Here is a 15,856-nt window from a genome sequence, read left to right as displayed (position 1 = left end):
CCGGAGCATGCAAGCGCGCCCGTTATCCTTCTCGACCCCCTACACACGTCGAATAGCCAGCCGACCAGCGACCTGCAAGTCCATCTCGACGCACCTATGAAAACAACAGCGTCACCGAAAGCACCGCTTCCAGTACCGTCACCCGAGCACCTCACGAAGCGATCGCGCCGGGCCCGCACCGAACCGATGTCGGTGCTGCCCCTCGGCGACGGCCTCTACGAGGTCGAATCCGCCAGCGATCACACCTACCTGGTCGACCTCGAGGCCGGTCGCTGTACCTGCCCGGACCACGTCTTCCGCGGCGCCCGCTGCAAGCACATCCGCCGGGTCGCGATCGAAATCACCGAGGGCCGATCACCGCCGCCTGGCGAGGTTGCGGTCGACTGTCACGACTGCGGCGAGACGATCTTCGTCGACGAGGACGAACCCGCGCCGTTCTACTGCGAGGACCACGCGATCTTCCCGGGCGACACCGTCGTCGATCGCGAGACGGGCGACCGACTCACCGTGGTCGACGTCTCGGACCTGCGGGCCGACGCCGTCGAGATCGGCGCGGCCGATACGACGGTCGCCGAGTACGAGACGAACGCGGACTACGATCCGGACGTGCCCGTGGTCGGGGCGGTCTACCCCCACGCCACGGTCGCGCGCCGCGGCGTCGTCCCGTCCTCGCTGAAGGTCTACGTCTTCCCGCGGACGCGCTTCGAGAAAGCGCAGTAACGAGACCGCGATCCGAGACGCGATCGCTGTCTCCCCGTTTTCGCGTATTTCACTGCCGTCGGTCGAGCAGCGGCAAGCGACCAGCGTCGTGGCTCGTGTGCAGTTTTCGGACCCGTTAGTCGAGCAGTTCTGCGGCCTCGTCGATGTTCATCACGCCCTGCTCGACCGCGTTCAGCACGCGGACGATTTCCTCGTCCGGACCGTCGTCGGGTTCGCCGACCTCCTCGAGCGTGATCTTCTCGGACTGACCGGTGAACTCGGGGAAATCGGTGCCCTCGGCCAGGGCCGTCTCCTTCTTGACGCGGTAGTTGCCGCCGTCGGTGACGTAGAGATCGCCGGGGTGGAAGAAGTACCAGTCCTCGCGGTCGAAGCGGACGCCGATCCGGGGTTTCGCGCCGAAGTTCTGCGCGAAGTAGGTCAGCGCCTCGACCTCCTCGCCGGTGAGGTAGATCGGATCGCCCGAGCTCGACTTCGCTTCGATCGCGTAGAACTGCTCGCCGTCGCCGGCGAGCACGTCGGGGAGTTCCCGTTCGGTCGCGGAGCCGCTCGCGGGCGCGCGCATCACCGCGAAGCCGGCCTCGTCGAGCGCGTTGACGAGTTCCCGCTCGCGGCGGTCGCCCTTCGCCTGAGACATACACCCCTCTCACCCGTGGGCGATAATAAAGGAACTGACGGCGCGGTGAAAGTGATCGAAATGCGACAGTTGGCGTCGGCAGCCGACGGCACCCGCAGACGGGCGCCGGCTACAGCGGGACCGCCGTCAGGAGGTCGACCAGCAGCGACGTCGACGGCTCGGCCGTTTCGAGGTCGTACTCGAGCGCGATGTAGAGCAGTCCGAACTGGACGCCGTTGAAGACGGCGTGGGCCGCGATGGGGACCAGCAGGTTCTCCGTCTTCGCGTAGAGGAACCCGAAGATGGCCGCGCCGCCGACGACGACCGCGACCGGGACCGTCGTCGCGAGCAGCGATTCCGAGAGGGTCGCGTAGACCGGCAAGTGGATCAGGCCGAAGATGACGCTCGCGATCGCGACCGCCTGCAATCGGGAAAACGCGTCGTAGAGCCGCTTCTGGACGATATTCCGGTAGAGGAACTCCTCGGTCGGCGCGTTGAACAGGAAGACGATGGCGATCATGACCAGAACCATCGTCTGATCGTCGCCGATGTACATCGAGACCTGGTTCTCCGCGGTCGGCAGCGAGAGCGCCTGGACGAGCAAACTGATGAGCACGTAGAACGCGATGCTGCCGACGATGCCGGCGAGGACGTATCCCCACTCCCGTCGAGTCGGGAACCGGAGGTCGACGTACGACCAACCCCGACCGCTGACGGCCAGGTAGAGCCCGCCGACGAGAGCTAAGCCGACGAATCCCAGGATCAAGAGGAGCGCCCGACTGGCGATCGACGCCTCCGTCGGCGCGTCGATCAGGCGCGGGTCCAGCAGGAACGCGGGCAGCGTCGTCACCTGCTGTGCGCCGAGTCCGAGGATCGCCAGGGCGGCGGCGACGAGCGTCGAGCGGAGCGGACCGTCGGTCCGGCGGCGTGTGGCAGTTGCCATACCGACGCCTACGGCCACCGGGTCCTTGGGCGTTCCTCTCCGCCGGAGTATCCGGCCGGCCGGGACGTCGAACGCGTCCCCGAAACGAGTTCGGCCCGCGCCCCGTTCACTCGGCGAGGGCCGGCACCTCGTCCTCGAACAACTGAGCCAACAGCCGCTGCTGACTGATCCGCAGGTGGCGGTTGATCGTCGGCTGGGTCACCCCGAGCATCGCGGCGATCTCCTCGCCGGTGCTCTCGCGGGGCCAGGCGAAGAAGCCGGCGAAGTAGGCCGTCCGCAGCACCTCGAGTTGGCGGTCGGTCAGGGCGTCGAACAGCGACGTGACGAGTTCGCTGCGCGTCGCCACGGAGTGCTCGACGTGGCGACGCGCCCGTAGTTCGACGCTGGCGTACTGCTCCGCGAGCATCTCGACGAACTCGCGGACGTCGGTGCCCGTCGGGACGTCGACGGTCAGCTCCAGCCCGTCACCGTCGGCGCGCATCGATCGCGGGCTGCCGCCATGGCGGACCAGGCGCGAGGCGACGACCTCGCCAGCGACGGTCGCCTTGAACCGACAAATGCCCTCCGCCTCACTGACGAGTCGGTAGTCCCGGACCGAGACGAGGTCGTCCAGCGCCGCTCGCACGTCCGCCGGGGGCGCGCCGCTGGTCTCGAAGAACAGCAGCGTCTCGTCGGCCGAGTGGGTTCCCAGCCCCTCGTACTCGACGCGCGCTCCGGTCTCGGCCGCGATCCGCGAGAGGAGGTCCGTCGAATCCTCGATTCGGAGCGTGAGTTCAAGCAGCGTCTCGGCGTGCAGCGCCTCCCGGGTCTTCGCCGCGTTGATCGCGTTCGCGATTCTCTCCCCGAGTTCCGTCACTACCGTCCGCTCGAGGTCGCCGAACGCGTCCGGCTCGTCGGCGTACACCGTGAGCACGCCGTAGGAGTACTCCTCGTAGGTCAACGGAACGCTGATGACCGACTGGAATCCCCGATCGAGGGCCTGGCGTCGCCAGGCATCGCTCTGGAGGCCTTCAACGACGTTCGAGACGACCGTCGGGGATTCGATCCGGGCGGTCCGGACCGACGGCTCGGCCGACGCGTCGTATTCGAGGGGAACGTCGTCTAAGTACTCCGCACCCGTGCCGGCCCACGCCCGGGGTTCGAGCCGCGTGCCGCTGGCGTCGACGGTGCCGAGCCAGGCGAACGCGACGGTCTCCGCTTCGACCAGGCGTTCGGGAACGGTCCGCTCGATCTCTGCGCGGCTGTCGGCGCCGATGAGCGACCGGTCGATCCGCCGGAGGAGTTCGGTGATCGAGATCTGACGGTTGAGCCGGCGGTTGCGTTCCTCGAGTTCCGCCTCTCGCTCGCGGAGGCTGGCCTCGCTCTCGAGGCGGTCGAAGGCGGCCTCGGTCGTGGCGACGAGCGTCTCGATCAGCCGGCGGGCTTCGGCGTCGATCGCTCCGATCCCCGACGCGACCGCGAAGATGCCGTGATCGCCGATCGGGACGACGACCCCGCTCTCGACGTCGGGGCCGAAGGCCCGCGAGCGGTCGAACGACGACGGGTCGTCGACGACCGTTCCCGCACCCGTCACGTAGGCGTTCCAGAGGACGGACTCGGCGTCGCCGACCGCGACCGACGGCGCGCCGTCACAGAGCGTGGCGAACCCGTCGGTGTACGCGACGGGCTCGAGTCGGTTGACCTCGGCGTCGAGCCCGTAGACGGCCACGCCCGCGGCCGCGAGGATCTCGTCGGCCGTCTCGACGACGAGTTCCGCGGTCTCCCGCTCGGTGTCGGTTCCGAGCAGGTCGCGGGCGGCCCCGTGGAGCGATTCCAGCGCCAGTTCGCGTTCCTTGTGCTCGGTAATGTCCTGGATCGTCCCGCGGATCCCGACGATCTCGCCCGTGTCGGGTTCGGTCCGCAAGTCGCCGTCCCCGTTTCCGCGCCCGATCTCAGCGTCCGCGTCGCCGTCCGCGCGAATCGGTTCGCCGATCGAACGGACCCAGCGCTCGGCCCCTTCGGTCGTTACCATCCGGTGTTCGAGCTCGTAGCCCTCGCCGTCCGCGAGCGCCCGATCGACGGCGGCGTGGACCTCGGCCGCATCGTCCGGGTGCGGGAACGACGACGCGAGGTCCGAATCGATGTCGACGTCCAGCGGGAGGTCGTAGAGCCGCCGCAGCCCGTCGGTCAGCGTGACGTCGGGGGGATCGACGCTGACGTCGAGTTCCCAGCCGCCGATGCCCGCGATCCGTTCCGCCTGTTCGAGCAACTCCGTCGTCCGCTCAAGTTCGCGTTCCCGGTCCTTGCGCTCGGTGATGTCGCGGATAACCCCCGCCGTCCCCGCGAACTCGCCGTCGGGCATCGGTAACAGCGCCATGTGATTCTCCGCGACGATCACGTCGCCGGCCTTCGTGGCGAGATCCATCTCGAACGTCCTGGAGAGTTCGTCGGCGTGGAGCAGCTCGCGGATCCGCTCCCGTGCGGTCTCGAGGTCCGCTTCGGCCATCACCGTCGACACGTGCTCCCCGATCAGTTCCTCGGGCTCGTACCCCGTAATCGGCGTGAGCGCGTCGTTGACGAAGGAGAACCGCCCTTCCGCGTCGATCGTGTACACTAGCTCGTCCAGCGCCTGGATGATCGTCTCGGCGCGCTCGAGTTCGCGCTCGCGCTCCGTGCGCTCGGTGACGTCCTGAACCGAGCCTCGGAGCGCGGCGATCTCCCCGTCGTCGCCGCGGACCGGCTCCCCCATCGTCCGCACCCACCGCAACTCGCCGTCCTCCGTGATCGTGCGGAGCTCCAGATCGTACGGCTCGCCGTCCGAAATCGCGCGGTCGACCGCCTCGCGGATCCGCGGTCGATCCTCGGGGTGGTAGTACTCGAGCGCCCGCTCGAGATCGATCGGGTCGTCGGGCGAGAGGCCGAGTATCCGGCGGACTTCGGCGGTCCACTGGAGGACGAAGGGATCCTCGGTCACGTCGAGTTCCCAGGCGCCGACGTTCGCCAGGCGCTGGGACTGCTCGAGCAGGTACGTCGTCCGCTCCAGGCGAGCCTCCCGCTCGCGGAGTTGGCGTTCCGTCTCCGTGCGATCGGAGATGTCCCGGCCGATGCCGACCTCGACGGGGGTTCCGTCCGGATCCTCGACCACCGACGCGATGAATTCGTAGGGAATCGAGTCGCCCGATTTCGTCCGCATCTCGGCCTCGACCCGCGTCTCGCCCGTCTCGAAGGCCGCCGCGATCGAGTCGCGGATCGCCGGCCGGTCGGCCTCGTCGAAGAAGTCCGGCGCGGTCATCGACTCGATCTCGGCGTCGGCGTAGCCGGTCACCGCGACCAGGCTCTCGTTCCACCGCTGGACGTCGCCGTCCTCGTCGAGGAGGTAGGCGACGTCGTCGACGGCGTCTAACATCTCGTCGGTGAACGCCTGCGCGCGCTCGAGCCGCCGCTCCCGCTCCTGAATCGTCTGGACATACCGGCGGCGTTCGACGGTCCCGCTCACCCAGCGGGCCAACAGGTCCACGAACGACGTTTCCGCCGGCGTGAACGGCCGCGATCGGGGCTCGCGGTTTAGGAAACAGACCGTTCCGTACGGGCCGTCCTCGAGCAGAATCGTCCCGCCGACGTAGCACTCGATCTCGAGGTCGTCGACGGCGGGACGGTCGTCCCGGCTCGGTTCCGCGGCGTCGTGAATACCCAGAACGTCGCCCGACGCGATCGTCTCGCGGCAGTACATCGCGGAGAGGTCCATCGTCCGTCCTTCCCAGTCCGCCGCGCGGCCGACGGCCGTCTCGATCGCGTACCGGTCCGCGTCCGCGTCGATTCGGGAGACGATCCCCGTCTCGATGTCCAGCCGCTCGCAGCCCAGGTCGAGCAGCCGCCGGAGCTTCGCCTCGTCCGTGCAGTTCGGATCCGACGTGATCCGGGACAGCTCCCGCCGGTACCGATCGCTCTCGGCGCGGCGCCGTTCGCGCTCGCACACCGCCGTCGCCAGGTCGTCGATCGCGTCGGACAGCCGCCCGAGCTCGTCGTCCCGATCGAGCGCGAAGTCGACGGCGGCCCCATCCCGCGAGAGGTCCCGATCTTCGAGCCCGCCTGCGGTCCCGGGGGCCGAGTCCGCTCCGTTCTCGCCGCCGGCTCTGCGCGAGGCGAACTCGCCCTCCCCGTCCACGTCGACGTCGACCGCGAACGCCCGGAGCTTTTGGGCGAGTCGCTCGATGTCGTCCGACCAACCAGGGTCGCGATTCGCGGCCAGGCCGACTAGAATCAGGCACACCCCTGGCCCCAGTCCCGGCTCGACCGATCCGAGACCGGATAGCGAACCGAGCTCGACGGCGGCGAACGCGGCCGGTTTCAGCGCCGGATCGGCGACGGTGATGGCGACGCTGACGGCGACGGCGAGCACGAGGACCGAGCCGAGGGATCCGAACGGTACCGCGACCGACCACCAGGTGCGCCTGGCGGGCGCGCTCGCGGTTCCGTCGGGAGTGGCGGGGATGATCATACGACCACTATGAAACGGGTGACGATGACACGCGCGGTTTCCGTCTCGGAACCACGCCGCAGTACTAACCCCTCTCTACAACGAGAGAAACCGATTCGGAGCGGGTTTCAACCGCTCGGTCGACCTGCGCGTCGCTCTCAGGTTCCCGCTCATAGCGGCCGTATACCGACCGAAACGCGGCGGTTTCGGCGGGGCGCTATACACGTAGCGCCGAGCTCGAGCCGAAATTACGTGTATAACGGGCAGGGGAATACCGGTCGGACCCGTCGGGCCGTTCAGGATGACTGGAACCACACTGGACTACCGCACCGATGCGATCAGTCTGCGAGTGATCGACGCCCTCGCGGACGCGACCGACACCGCCGCCCACGAACTCGAGCCGCTGTACCGCGTCGTCGATCCGGAAGCGCTCGATCGGCTCTTCCGGGACGGCGTCCCCGCGGGCGTTCGCGTCGAGTTCGAGTACGGCGACTCGGTGGTCGAGGTGCAAAGCGACGGCACCGTCGCGGTCGACGGAACGGTCCGTGACAGTGGCTAATCCTCGACGATCTGCGGAACTCGCGACCGACGAGCGGACACGAGCGCACCGAGACCGCCGTCGATTGTCTCGTTGCTGCGACCGACGGGGCGGGTGCGAAAACTAGGTGGGTACCGCTTCGACCGTCGGAAACCGGGATTCGAGCGATCCGACGCGAGCTTACGTCCCGTGACTCCAGCTGTCCATGTACTCGCGCTGGGTCTCGGTCAGCGAATCGTGCTCGACGCCCTCGGCCTCGAGCTTGATCTCGGCGATCTCGCGGTCGAGTTCGTCCGGTACGTCGTGGACACCGGGCCCGTACTCCTCGCCGTTCTCGAGCATCTCGCGTACGCAAACGGCCTGGACGCCGAAGCTCTGGTCCATCACTTCGACGGGGTGGCCCAGCGAGACCGGCGCCGCGAGGTTGACCAGGCGACCCTCGGCGATGACGTTCAGCCGGCGGCCGTCGTCCATTTCGTAGGCCTCGACGCCGTCCCGAGCCTCGTAGGTGTCGCCCGCGAGGTCGTCGAGCGCGTCGAGGTCGATCTCGATGTCGAAGTGGCCCGCGTTCGCGAGTAGGACGCCGTCCTGCATCGCTTCGAAGTGGTCTTCGACGATGACGTCGCGGTTACCGGTCGTCGTCAGGAAAACGTCGCCGACCTCGGCGGCCTCGTCCATCGGCATGACCTCGTAGCCCTCCATGTGGGCCTCGAGCGCGCGGCGGGGCTCGACCTCGGTGACGATGACGTTGGCGTTCTGGCCGGCAGCCTTCTTCGCGACGCCCTTGCCACAGTAGCCGTAGCCGGCGACGACGACGTTCTTGCCGGCCCACGAGAGGTTCGTGGTCATGGCGATCGAGGCCAGCGAGGACTCGCCGGTGCCGTGGACGTTGTCGAACAGCCGCTTCATCGGCGTGTCGTTGACCGCGAAGACGGGGTAGTCGAGCGCCCCGTCCGCGTCCATCGCGCGCAGGCGGTGGACCCCGGTGGTCGTCTCCTCGCAGCCGCCGACGATGCCGTCGATCAGTTCGGGGTAGTCCTCGTGGATCGCCGCGACGAGGTCCATCCCGTCGTCGACGGTGATCGTCGGCTCGTGGTCGATGACGGCCTCGATGGCGGCGTAGTACTCCTCGTCGTCGACGCCGCGCTTAGCGTAGCTGGTGATGTTCTCGTGGGTGTCCAGGGCGGCCGAGACGTCGTCGTGGGTCGACAGCGGGTTGCACCCCGTGACCGCGACTTCGGCGCCGCCCTCCGCGAGCGTCTCGACGAGCATCGCCGTCTTGGCCTCGACGTGCATCGCCATGCCGATGCGCTCGCCCTCGAAGGGCTGGTTAGCGACGAACTCCTCGCGGACGTGTTCGAGGATCGGCATGTGCTGGGCGGCCCAGTCCATCTTCCGGCGGCCCTTCTCGCGAGCGGCGTCGACGTCGTCTAGCTGCTCGCTGATCGGGGGATACGCACTCATACCCGTAGGGAGAGCGACCACGCTCAAAGTCCTACCGAAGCGGTGCCGCCGATGCACAGACGGCGGTGCCGCGGCTCCGGTCTGTAGCGCATCTCGAACCGCGAGCGCGAAAAAACGGAATCCGTAACGCCGATCCCGGGTCGAGGTGGGGACGGGTCTCGAACGGGATCGGGAACGCGTGATGTGCCTCTGATCGCTGAAGGAGGGCGATAGTCGGTCGAATGTCGGTCCCGGCAGTCGACGGGCGCTCGTCAGCGGTTAGCGACCGGCGTGACTCGGCGGGCCGCCGCCGTTCCCGCCGTTGCCACCGTTACCGTTTCCGCCGTTCGAATCGTCATCGTCGTCCTCGTCGTCATCGTCCGACGACGGTCCGGCGTGACTCGGTGGGCCGCGTTTGTCACCGTCGTCCGCATCGTCCGAATCGACCTTGTCAGGGCCACCGGCGTGGCTCGGCGGGCCGCGGTTGACGGTGTCGTCGTCACCGTGGCCAGGCGGACTGGCATCGCTCAGCGGACCCGCGTGATCGGGTGCGTTCCCGGGGTTGTTCTCGACGACGAACGAGGCGATTACGAGGCCCGTGGTTTCGTTCTCCAGACTCTCGTTACTCTTGGTCTCGTTGACGAAGTCGCTGACGAGCGAGCCGAAGTTCTCGGTCTCGGTGTCGTCAGTCTGGTTCTCGATCGTTTCGTTCCCGTCCGAGACGTTCTCGTCGGCGTCCGTTTCGTTGCCGTCGCCATCATCGACGATTGTGTCGGTATCGTCGGTTTCGTTGTCCGCCGACTCGTTCTCGTCACCGTCCTCGAGTTCGCCGTCGGTCTCGTTGTCGACCGAGTCACCGTCGTCCGTCTCGGTATCATCGACGTCGGTGGTCTCGTTGTCCTCGGTGTCGTCCGTCGCGTTTTCATCGTCGACCTCCTCCTGAACCAGCGACGGGGAGGCGTCGGTGGCGCCGCCCGTGCTCGCCGCCGCGGTCAGCGGCGCGAACACGGATGCGATCACCGCGACCGTCAGTACCAGTGCGAACAGTCGTTTCTGTCTCATTCCGAGCCGAACATTCATCAGTACGTGAATAAACCCCGTCGGCGGTTCGCGTCGTTCGACGGGCGCTCTCGGACGACGAGATCGATCTATACCGTTTATAAGAATACCTGAGCGTTCAATTTCGTTTCATTACTCGGCCCGCGAGACCAGGTCCGCGGCGTGATCCGCCGCCCGCTCTCGAACCGCCGTCTCGTCGAGCGACAGCACCTCGCGGTCGCGCATGAGCACCCGGCCGTCGCAGATGGTATGGCGCACGTCTGCCGCCGCGGCCGCGTACGCGAGGTGGCTCACCAGGTCGTGACGCGGCGTCAGGTGCGGTCGTTCGAGGTCGATCACCGCGAGGTCGGCCGGCGCGCCCTCCTCGAGGCGGCCCGATTCGAGCCCGATGGCGTCGGCGCTGCCCCGCGTGAGCATCTCGACGACCGCCTCGGCGGGCACCGCGCTGGCGTCGTCGGCCGCGAGTTTGCCGAGCATGGCCGCGTCGCGGGCCTCGTCCAGCATCGAGAGGTCGTTGTTCGAGGCCGCGCCGTCCGTGCCGAGGCCGACGGTGACGCCGGCGTCGAGCATGCGCTGGACCGGCGCCATCCCGCTGGCGAGTTTCATGTTCGAAGCGGGGCAGTGGATCACGCCGGTTCCAGCCTCGGCGAGCAGATCGATCTCGTGCTCGTCGACGTGGACGCCGTGGGCGACGAAGTCCTCGGGTTCGAGCATCCCGCGGTCGACGGCGTATTCGAGGGGACGAACACCGTGTTCCTCGACGATCGGCGCGACCTCGTCTGCGGTCTCGTTGGCGTGGTAGTGGATCGGCACGCCAGCCTCGCGCGCTTCGGGGACGAACTCCTCGAGGTACTCGCTCCCGACGGTCGTCAGCGAGTGGGGCATGAACGCCGTCGAAATCCGGCCGTCGGCCGCGCCGTCGTACTCCCGAGCGATTTCGAGGCTCGTCCGCGCGTCCTCGCGGGCGGCGTCCTCGTCCCTCCCGATGGTGACGATTCCATGACCCAGGCGAGCCCGCAGCCCCGCCTCCTCGACCGCGGCAGCGACCTCCGGGACGTGGAAGTACATGTCCGCGAAGGCGGTCGTTCCCGACTTGATCAGTTCGACCAGGCCGAGTTCGGCGCCCGCGCGGACGTCGTCGGCCGTCAGTTCGCCCTCGGCGGGCCAGATGTCCTCCTGCAACCAGGCGTCGAGCGGCTTGTCGTCGGCGTACCCCCGCAGGAGCGTCATCGCGACGTGACAGTGGCCGTTGACGAACCCGGGCGTCACGAGCGAGCCGCCGGCGTCGAGCGTCTCGTCGGCGTCGGCCGCCAGATCGGGGCCGATCTCGCGGATCTCGCCGCCGTCCTGATCGATCAGTACGTCCGCGGTCGTCACCGTCAGGTCGGGTCGAAGGACCCGCCCGCCGGCGATCGCCAGCGTTGTCATAGCACAGCGTTCTCGTCGGGCGGCCTTATACTGTCGATCCGAGCGATCGACGGCCTCGATTCGCGGCACTCGTCGGCGGATTTAACCGTTCGGTCGGGGAACGACCGGTATGGACGATCGATCGCGGCGCGTCCGGTTCCGGAGCGCCGTCGGCGACTATCCGCCCCGGACCGCGCTCGCCGACGCTTGGGACGAGCACCGTCGCTACGTTTGGTTCGCGGCGAGCCTGTTCGCGCTCGGGATCGTCGCCGGCGTCGCCCTCCTGCTCGCCGGCTACGACTTACTCGAGATCATCGCCGAACTGCTCGACGAGAGCCTCTTCCCCGATCTCGAGGCGGACGGGCTCGACCTGGCGCGACTCCTGCTCGTCAATAATACGCAGGCGTTCGCCGTCTCGATACTCGGGGCGCTAACCCTCGGGGTCCTGACCGCCTGGGCCATGGTTTTCAACGGAATCATCGTCGGGAACGTCGGCGCCGCCATCGGCACGAGCGTCGGCTTCGACTACATCTTCGTCGGCCTGATCCCCCACGGCATCTTCGAACTCCCGTCGCTGTTCATCGCCGCCGGCGTCGGCTTCCGGCTCCTCCACCGCCTCGGACAGCGAATTCGCGGCACTCGCGGTGCGGCCATCACGAAGCCGTACCTCTACCGGACGGCGCTGCTCGTGTTCGCCGCCTGGCTGTTACTTGCCGTCGCGGCGCTCGTCGAGGCGTTCGTCACGCCCGCGCTCTTGGAGGCGCTGTTCGCCGAGCGACTGGAGAGTGCGGGCGCGCCGTAGCCTCGTCCGGTACCGGCCACGATTCGGTCAGTTCAGCGGTCCTGAACGGTCGTGAACGGAGTGGACTGTCGACCCTTTTTCTGCGCTTCGGTGACTGTCTCCGGCAGAGATATGAACGGGCACGCGGTCAAACTGGTAGTCGTTGCAGCCCTCGTCGCAATCGCGGGCTGTGCCGGCGGTACCGGCGGCGAGTTGGGGAGTAGTTCGACGGACGATGACTCATCGAACACGATTGACGTGGACGGTGGCGGCACGGGGACGGCAGCGTTCTACGTTAGCGACGAGCCGAACGTGATCGACGACTTCGAGCACCTCAACGTGACGATCACGACGGTCGGCTTCAAGAAAACCGGCGTGAGCGACGGCGACGACGACGCGAACGACTCCGACGACGCGGACGCGGACGAGAACGACTCCGAGGAGGGAGCCGATGCCGACGAGAGCGACGCTGACGACGAGTCGGCGAACGAAACGTCGGCCGACGAGACGGACGACACGGACGCTGACGGTGAGGACGACGAGGGTGACGGCGAGCAGGACGAAGACGAGAAAGACGACGAAGAGGGCGAAGACGGGAAAGAGAAGAAAGATGGTGAAGACAGGAAAGCCGGTAACGACGAGGACAGCGACGACGGGAAGGCGGACGAGCGCTGGATCGAGCGCGACGTCGACGAGCGGACGGTCGATCTTACCGAGCTGAAAGGCGAGAACGCGACGATGATCGACGAGTTCGAGCTGCCGGCCGGCGAGTACGAGACCGTCTTCATCTACGTCAGCGACACGGAAGGCGTCCTGACCGACGGCAGCGAGACGCGGGTGAAACTGCCGAGCCAGAAGCTCCAGCTACACACGCAGTTCACCGTCGGCGACGGCGAACAGGTCGACTTCGTCTACGACATCGCGCCGCACAAAGCCGGCAAGAGCGGGAAATACATCCTGAAGCCGGTGATCAGCGAGAGCGGCACGGGCGAGGAGGTCGAGATCCGCGACGTCGATGACGACGCCGAGGACGGCGACGACGAGAACGAGAAAGAGAAGTCAGAGAAGAAAGACCGCGAGAAGGCGAACGACGACGAGGAGAAAGCCGACGAAGAGAAAGCCGACGAGGAGAAGCAGAGCGAGACGGCGGACGACGAGAGCGGAGACAATCCGCGGCTGACGCCCGCAGCGATGTGACGACCAGGCGTCGATAGCGACGTCCGCGGTCGAACTGATTTTCGAAGTCGAAGGGGCCGACTACGCGGTCCCCTCCTCGGGTCTGATCAGCGACGGAACCGCCCGAGCAGTTCGTAGTCCCGATCCGGCGTGTACCGCCGGAACAGCAGGCTGTTCGAGAGGACCGACACCGAAGACAGCGCCATCGCGCCGGCCGCCAGCACCGGCTGGAGCAGCCCGAGCGAGGCCAGCGGGATCAGCGTCGTATTGTAGCCAAGCGCCCAGACTAGGTTCTGCTTGATCTTCTGGAGGGTGGCATCGGAGATGCGGATCGCCTTCACCACGTCCAGCGGGTCGTCGCGCATCAGCGTCACGTCCGCGGCCTCGATGGCCACGTCCGTCCCGGAGCCGATGGCCGTGCCGACGTGAGCGACCGCCAGCGCCGGCGCGTCGTTGACGCCATCGCCGACCATCATCGCCTGGCGGCCCTCGGCCTGGATCGCCTCGACGGCGTCGGCCTTGTCTTCCGGCAGGACCCCCGCGCGGACGTTCTCGGGGTCGATCCCGACCCGCTCGGCGACGGCGCGGGCCGTCCGCTCGTTGTCGCCAGTGATCAGCATGACGTCGACGCCGCGCTCGCGGAGGGCGGCGACCGCGTCGGCCGCGCTCTCTTTGACCGTGTCGGCGTCCGCAACCACGCCCGCGACCGCGCCGTCGACCGCGACCAGCATCGCGGTCTTGCCCTCGCGTTCGAGGCGTTCCATCTCGGCCGCGGCGGGCGCGGAATCGACGCCCTCGCCTTCCAGCAGCCGCCGGTTGCCGACCAGGACCTCACGGCCCTCGACTGTCGCCCGGACGCCGTGTCCGGGAACGTTCTCGAAGTCTTCGGGATCGGCCAGGTCGAGGTCCCGGTCGTTCGCGCCCTCGACGATCGCTTGCGCGAGCGGGTGTTCGCTGCCGCGCTCGGCGCTGGCGGCCAGGCGGAGTACTTCGTCCTCGTCGATCGACGGCGGTGCGGTCAGCGATTCGGCCCCTCCGTCAGCGGCCGGCTCGCCGCCGTCGGCGGCCGCCTCGGGTTCGTCGCGCTCGACGGCGACCACGTCGGTCAGCGTCATCTCGCCGGTCGTCAGCGTCCCGGTCTTGTCGAAGACGACCGTGTCGACGTCCTTCGCGCGCTCCAAGACGTCGCCGCCCTTGAACAGGACGCCGTTTTTCGCGCCCAAGGTGCTGCCGACCATCGTCGCCGCGGGCGTCGCCAGGCCCAGCGCGCAGGGACAGGCGATCAGGACCGCGGAGGCGAAGACGACGACCGCGAACTCGAACGTCGAGAGGGCGGCCGGGCCGCCGCCGACGAGACCCCACAGCGGCAGCGCGCCGACGACGGCGGCCAGCGCCTCGGGGAAGAGGAACCAGACGAGGGCCCAGAGCGCCGCGTTCAGGATCACCGCCGGGACGAAGTACGCGGAGATGCGGTCCGCGAGGTTCTGGATCTCCGGCTGGCGCGACTGGGCTTCCTTGACGGTCTGGACGATCTGCTGGAGCGCCGTGTCGGCGCCGACCTTCGTCGCCTCGACGACCAGCACGCCGTTTTCGTTGACCGTCGAGCCGACGACCTCGTCGCCCGATTCCTTCTCGACGGGGACGGATTCGCCGGTGACCATCGACTCGTCGACCGCGGACTGGCCGTCGACGACGACGCCGTCGGTCGGGATCTTCTCGCCTGGCCGGACCTTCATCCGGTCGCCGACCGCGACGTCCTCGAGCGGCACCTCGCGCTCGGTGCCGTCCTTGTCGACCACCGTGGCCGTCTCGGCCTCCATCTCGAGCAGTTTCCGCAGGGCGTCGCTCGCCTGGCCCTTCGAGCGAGCCTCGAGGTAGTTGCCCAACGTGATGAACACAAGGATCAGGGCGGCGGTGTCGAAGTAGAGACTCCCCGCGAGCAGCCCCAGCAGAACGACCAGGCTGTAGAGGTACGCCGTCGAGGAGCCGAGCGCGATCAGGACGTCCATGTTGGCGGTCCGGTTCCTCGCGAGCGCGGTGTAGGAGTTCTCGTAGAACTCCCGGCCAAGCACGATCTGGACCGGCGTTGCGAGCAGGAACTCGACCCAGCCGAACTCGACGCCGAAGATCGTTTCGGGCAGGAGCGCCCCGTCGAGCAGGAACATATCGGCGAGGAAGACCAGGAACGGGGCCGAGAGGACGGCACCGAAGATCGTCAACCGGCGCTGACGGCGGATCTCCGCCTGGCGGGCCGCGTCCCGGCGCGCCTGGTCCGAGTCCTCGTCGCCGTCGTCGCGGACGGGCGTATAGCCGGCCCCCTCGATGGCGGCGTAGAGGTCCTCGAGGGAGGCGTCGGCGGGGTTGTACTCGACGGCGGCCTCGTCGGTCGCGTAGTTGGCCTCCGCGTCGACGACGCCGGGGACGGACTCGAGCGCGCGTTCGTTGGCATCGGCGCAGTTCGCACAGCTCATGTCCGTGATTCCGATCGAGCGGGTCGCGCGCTCGGCACTGTAGCCGGCCTCGTTGATCGCCGCGTAGATCTCGGCGAGTGATACCGCCTCGGGGTCGTACTCGACGGTTCCCTCGTCGGTGGCGAAGTTCGCGTTCGCCTCGACGACGCCGTCTATGGACTCCAGGGCATCGCTGATCGTCTGCGAGCAGTTCGCACAGCTCATGCCCCGGATGGCCAGGTGTGCGGTCTGGGTGCTCATTAGTGGCTA

11 protein-coding genes are annotated in these 15,856 nt (G+C 67.9%); 4 read left to right on the top strand and 7 right to left on the bottom strand.

Annotation, left to right across the window (positions count from 1 at the left end):
• Positions 1-96 precede the first annotated feature (96 nt).
• On the top strand, positions 97-720 hold the full coding sequence (locus BMY29_RS17770) for an SWIM zinc finger family protein (RefSeq protein WP_074854833.1): 624 nt from the start codon (positions 97-99) through the stop codon (positions 718-720).
• 115 nt (positions 721-835) lie between these two features.
• Here BMY29_RS17770 and hjc read toward each other — a convergent pair whose 3' ends face one another.
• The 3 genes from hjc to BMY29_RS17755 all read right to left on the bottom strand — a co-directional run bounded on the left by hjc (position 836) and on the right by BMY29_RS17755 (position 6,753).
• Complete coding sequence (gene hjc, locus BMY29_RS17765) at positions 836-1,354, bottom strand: Holliday junction resolvase Hjc (RefSeq protein ID WP_049991961.1); 519 nt, start codon at positions 1,352-1,354, stop codon at positions 836-838.
• 109 nt (positions 1,355-1,463) lie between these two features.
• Positions 1,464-2,276, bottom strand: coding sequence for a CPBP family intramembrane glutamic endopeptidase (locus tag BMY29_RS17760; protein ID WP_049991962.1), 813 nt, complete (start codon positions 2,274-2,276; stop codon positions 1,464-1,466).
• A gap of 106 nt (positions 2,277-2,382) precedes the next feature.
• Entirely contained in the window at positions 2,383-6,753 is a 4,371-nt protein-coding gene (locus BMY29_RS17755) for a PAS domain S-box protein (protein ID WP_049991963.1), read from the bottom strand.
• A 280-nt stretch (positions 6,754-7,033) separates the two neighbouring features.
• Between BMY29_RS17755 and BMY29_RS17750 the strand changes: the two genes are divergently transcribed.
• The gene (locus BMY29_RS17750) at positions 7,034-7,291 is read left to right on the top strand and encodes a HalOD1 output domain-containing protein (RefSeq protein WP_049991964.1); all 258 of its coding nucleotides are present in this window, start codon (positions 7,034-7,036) and stop codon (positions 7,289-7,291) included.
• Positions 7,292-7,450: 159 nt separating this feature from the next.
• Here the strand turns inward: BMY29_RS17750 and BMY29_RS17745 are convergent, their stop codons facing one another.
• The 3 genes from BMY29_RS17745 to BMY29_RS17735 all read right to left on the bottom strand — a co-directional run bounded on the left by BMY29_RS17745 (position 7,451) and on the right by BMY29_RS17735 (position 11,200).
• Entirely contained in the window at positions 7,451-8,734 is a 1,284-nt protein-coding gene (locus tag BMY29_RS17745) for an adenosylhomocysteinase (protein ID WP_049991965.1), read from the bottom strand.
• Positions 8,735-8,992: 258 nt separating this feature from the next.
• Complete coding sequence (locus BMY29_RS17740; protein ID WP_049989483.1) at positions 8,993-9,775, bottom strand: hypothetical protein; 783 nt, start codon at positions 9,773-9,775, stop codon at positions 8,993-8,995.
• Positions 9,776-9,904: 129 nt separating this feature from the next.
• Positions 9,905-11,200: an amidohydrolase gene (locus BMY29_RS17735; RefSeq protein ID WP_049989484.1), complete on the bottom strand. Its 1,296-nt coding sequence runs from the start codon at positions 11,198-11,200 to the stop codon at positions 9,905-9,907.
• Positions 11,201-11,309: 109 nt separating this feature from the next.
• Here BMY29_RS17735 and BMY29_RS17730 point away from each other — a divergent pair, with 109 nt between their 5' ends.
• Positions 11,310-11,981 carry a stage II sporulation protein M gene (locus BMY29_RS17730; protein ID WP_049989350.1) on the top strand — a complete coding sequence of 224 codons (672 nt, stop codon included), beginning with the start codon at positions 11,310-11,312 and terminating at the stop codon, positions 11,979-11,981.
• Positions 11,982-12,092: 111 nt separating this feature from the next.
• Entirely contained in the window at positions 12,093-13,157 is a 1,065-nt protein-coding gene (locus tag BMY29_RS17725) for a DUF4382 domain-containing protein (RefSeq protein ID WP_074854831.1), read from the top strand.
• An 86-nt stretch (positions 13,158-13,243) separates the two neighbouring features.
• On the opposite strand, the gene BMY29_RS17720 is transcribed toward BMY29_RS17725, so the two are convergent.
• Positions 13,244-15,847 (bottom strand): heavy metal translocating P-type ATPase, encoded by a 2,604-nt coding sequence (locus BMY29_RS17720; protein WP_049989351.1) that lies wholly within the window; start codon positions 15,845-15,847, stop codon positions 13,244-13,246.
• Positions 15,848-15,856 lie beyond the last annotated feature (9 nt).

This window comes from Natrinema salifodinae (assembly GCF_900110455.1).
GTDB classification, from domain to species: Archaea; Halobacteriota; Halobacteria; order Halobacteriales; family Natrialbaceae; genus Natrinema; species Natrinema salifodinae.
Note: the sequence above shows the minus strand (reverse complement) of the source record. Positions and strands in the feature narration are given on the sequence as shown.

Coding starts and splice junctions, on each gene's coding strand:
- BMY29_RS17770 (WP_074854833.1), top strand. CDS start 97: ATGAAAACAACAGCGTCACCGAAAGCACCGCTTCCAGTACCGTCACCC.
- hjc (WP_049991961.1), bottom strand. CDS start 1,354: ATGTCTCAGGCGAAGGGCGACCGCCGCGAGCGGGAACTCGTCAACGCG.
- BMY29_RS17760 (WP_049991962.1), bottom strand. CDS start 2,276: ATGGCAACTGCCACACGCCGCCGGACCGACGGTCCGCTCCGCTCGACG.
- BMY29_RS17755 (WP_049991963.1), bottom strand. CDS start 6,753: ATGATCATCCCCGCCACTCCCGACGGAACCGCGAGCGCGCCCGCCAGG.
- BMY29_RS17750 (WP_049991964.1), top strand. CDS start 7,034: ATGACTGGAACCACACTGGACTACCGCACCGATGCGATCAGTCTGCGA.
- BMY29_RS17745 (WP_049991965.1), bottom strand. CDS start 8,734: ATGAGTGCGTATCCCCCGATCAGCGAGCAGCTAGACGACGTCGACGCC.
- BMY29_RS17740 (WP_049989483.1), bottom strand. CDS start 9,775: ATGAGACAGAAACGACTGTTCGCACTGGTACTGACGGTCGCGGTGATC.
- BMY29_RS17735 (WP_049989484.1), bottom strand. CDS start 11,200: ATGACAACGCTGGCGATCGCCGGCGGGCGGGTCCTTCGACCCGACCTG.
- BMY29_RS17730 (WP_049989350.1), top strand. CDS start 11,310: ATGGACGATCGATCGCGGCGCGTCCGGTTCCGGAGCGCCGTCGGCGAC.
- BMY29_RS17725 (WP_074854831.1), top strand. CDS start 12,093: ATGAACGGGCACGCGGTCAAACTGGTAGTCGTTGCAGCCCTCGTCGCA.
- BMY29_RS17720 (WP_049989351.1), bottom strand. CDS start 15,847: ATGAGCACCCAGACCGCACACCTGGCCATCCGGGGCATGAGCTGTGCG.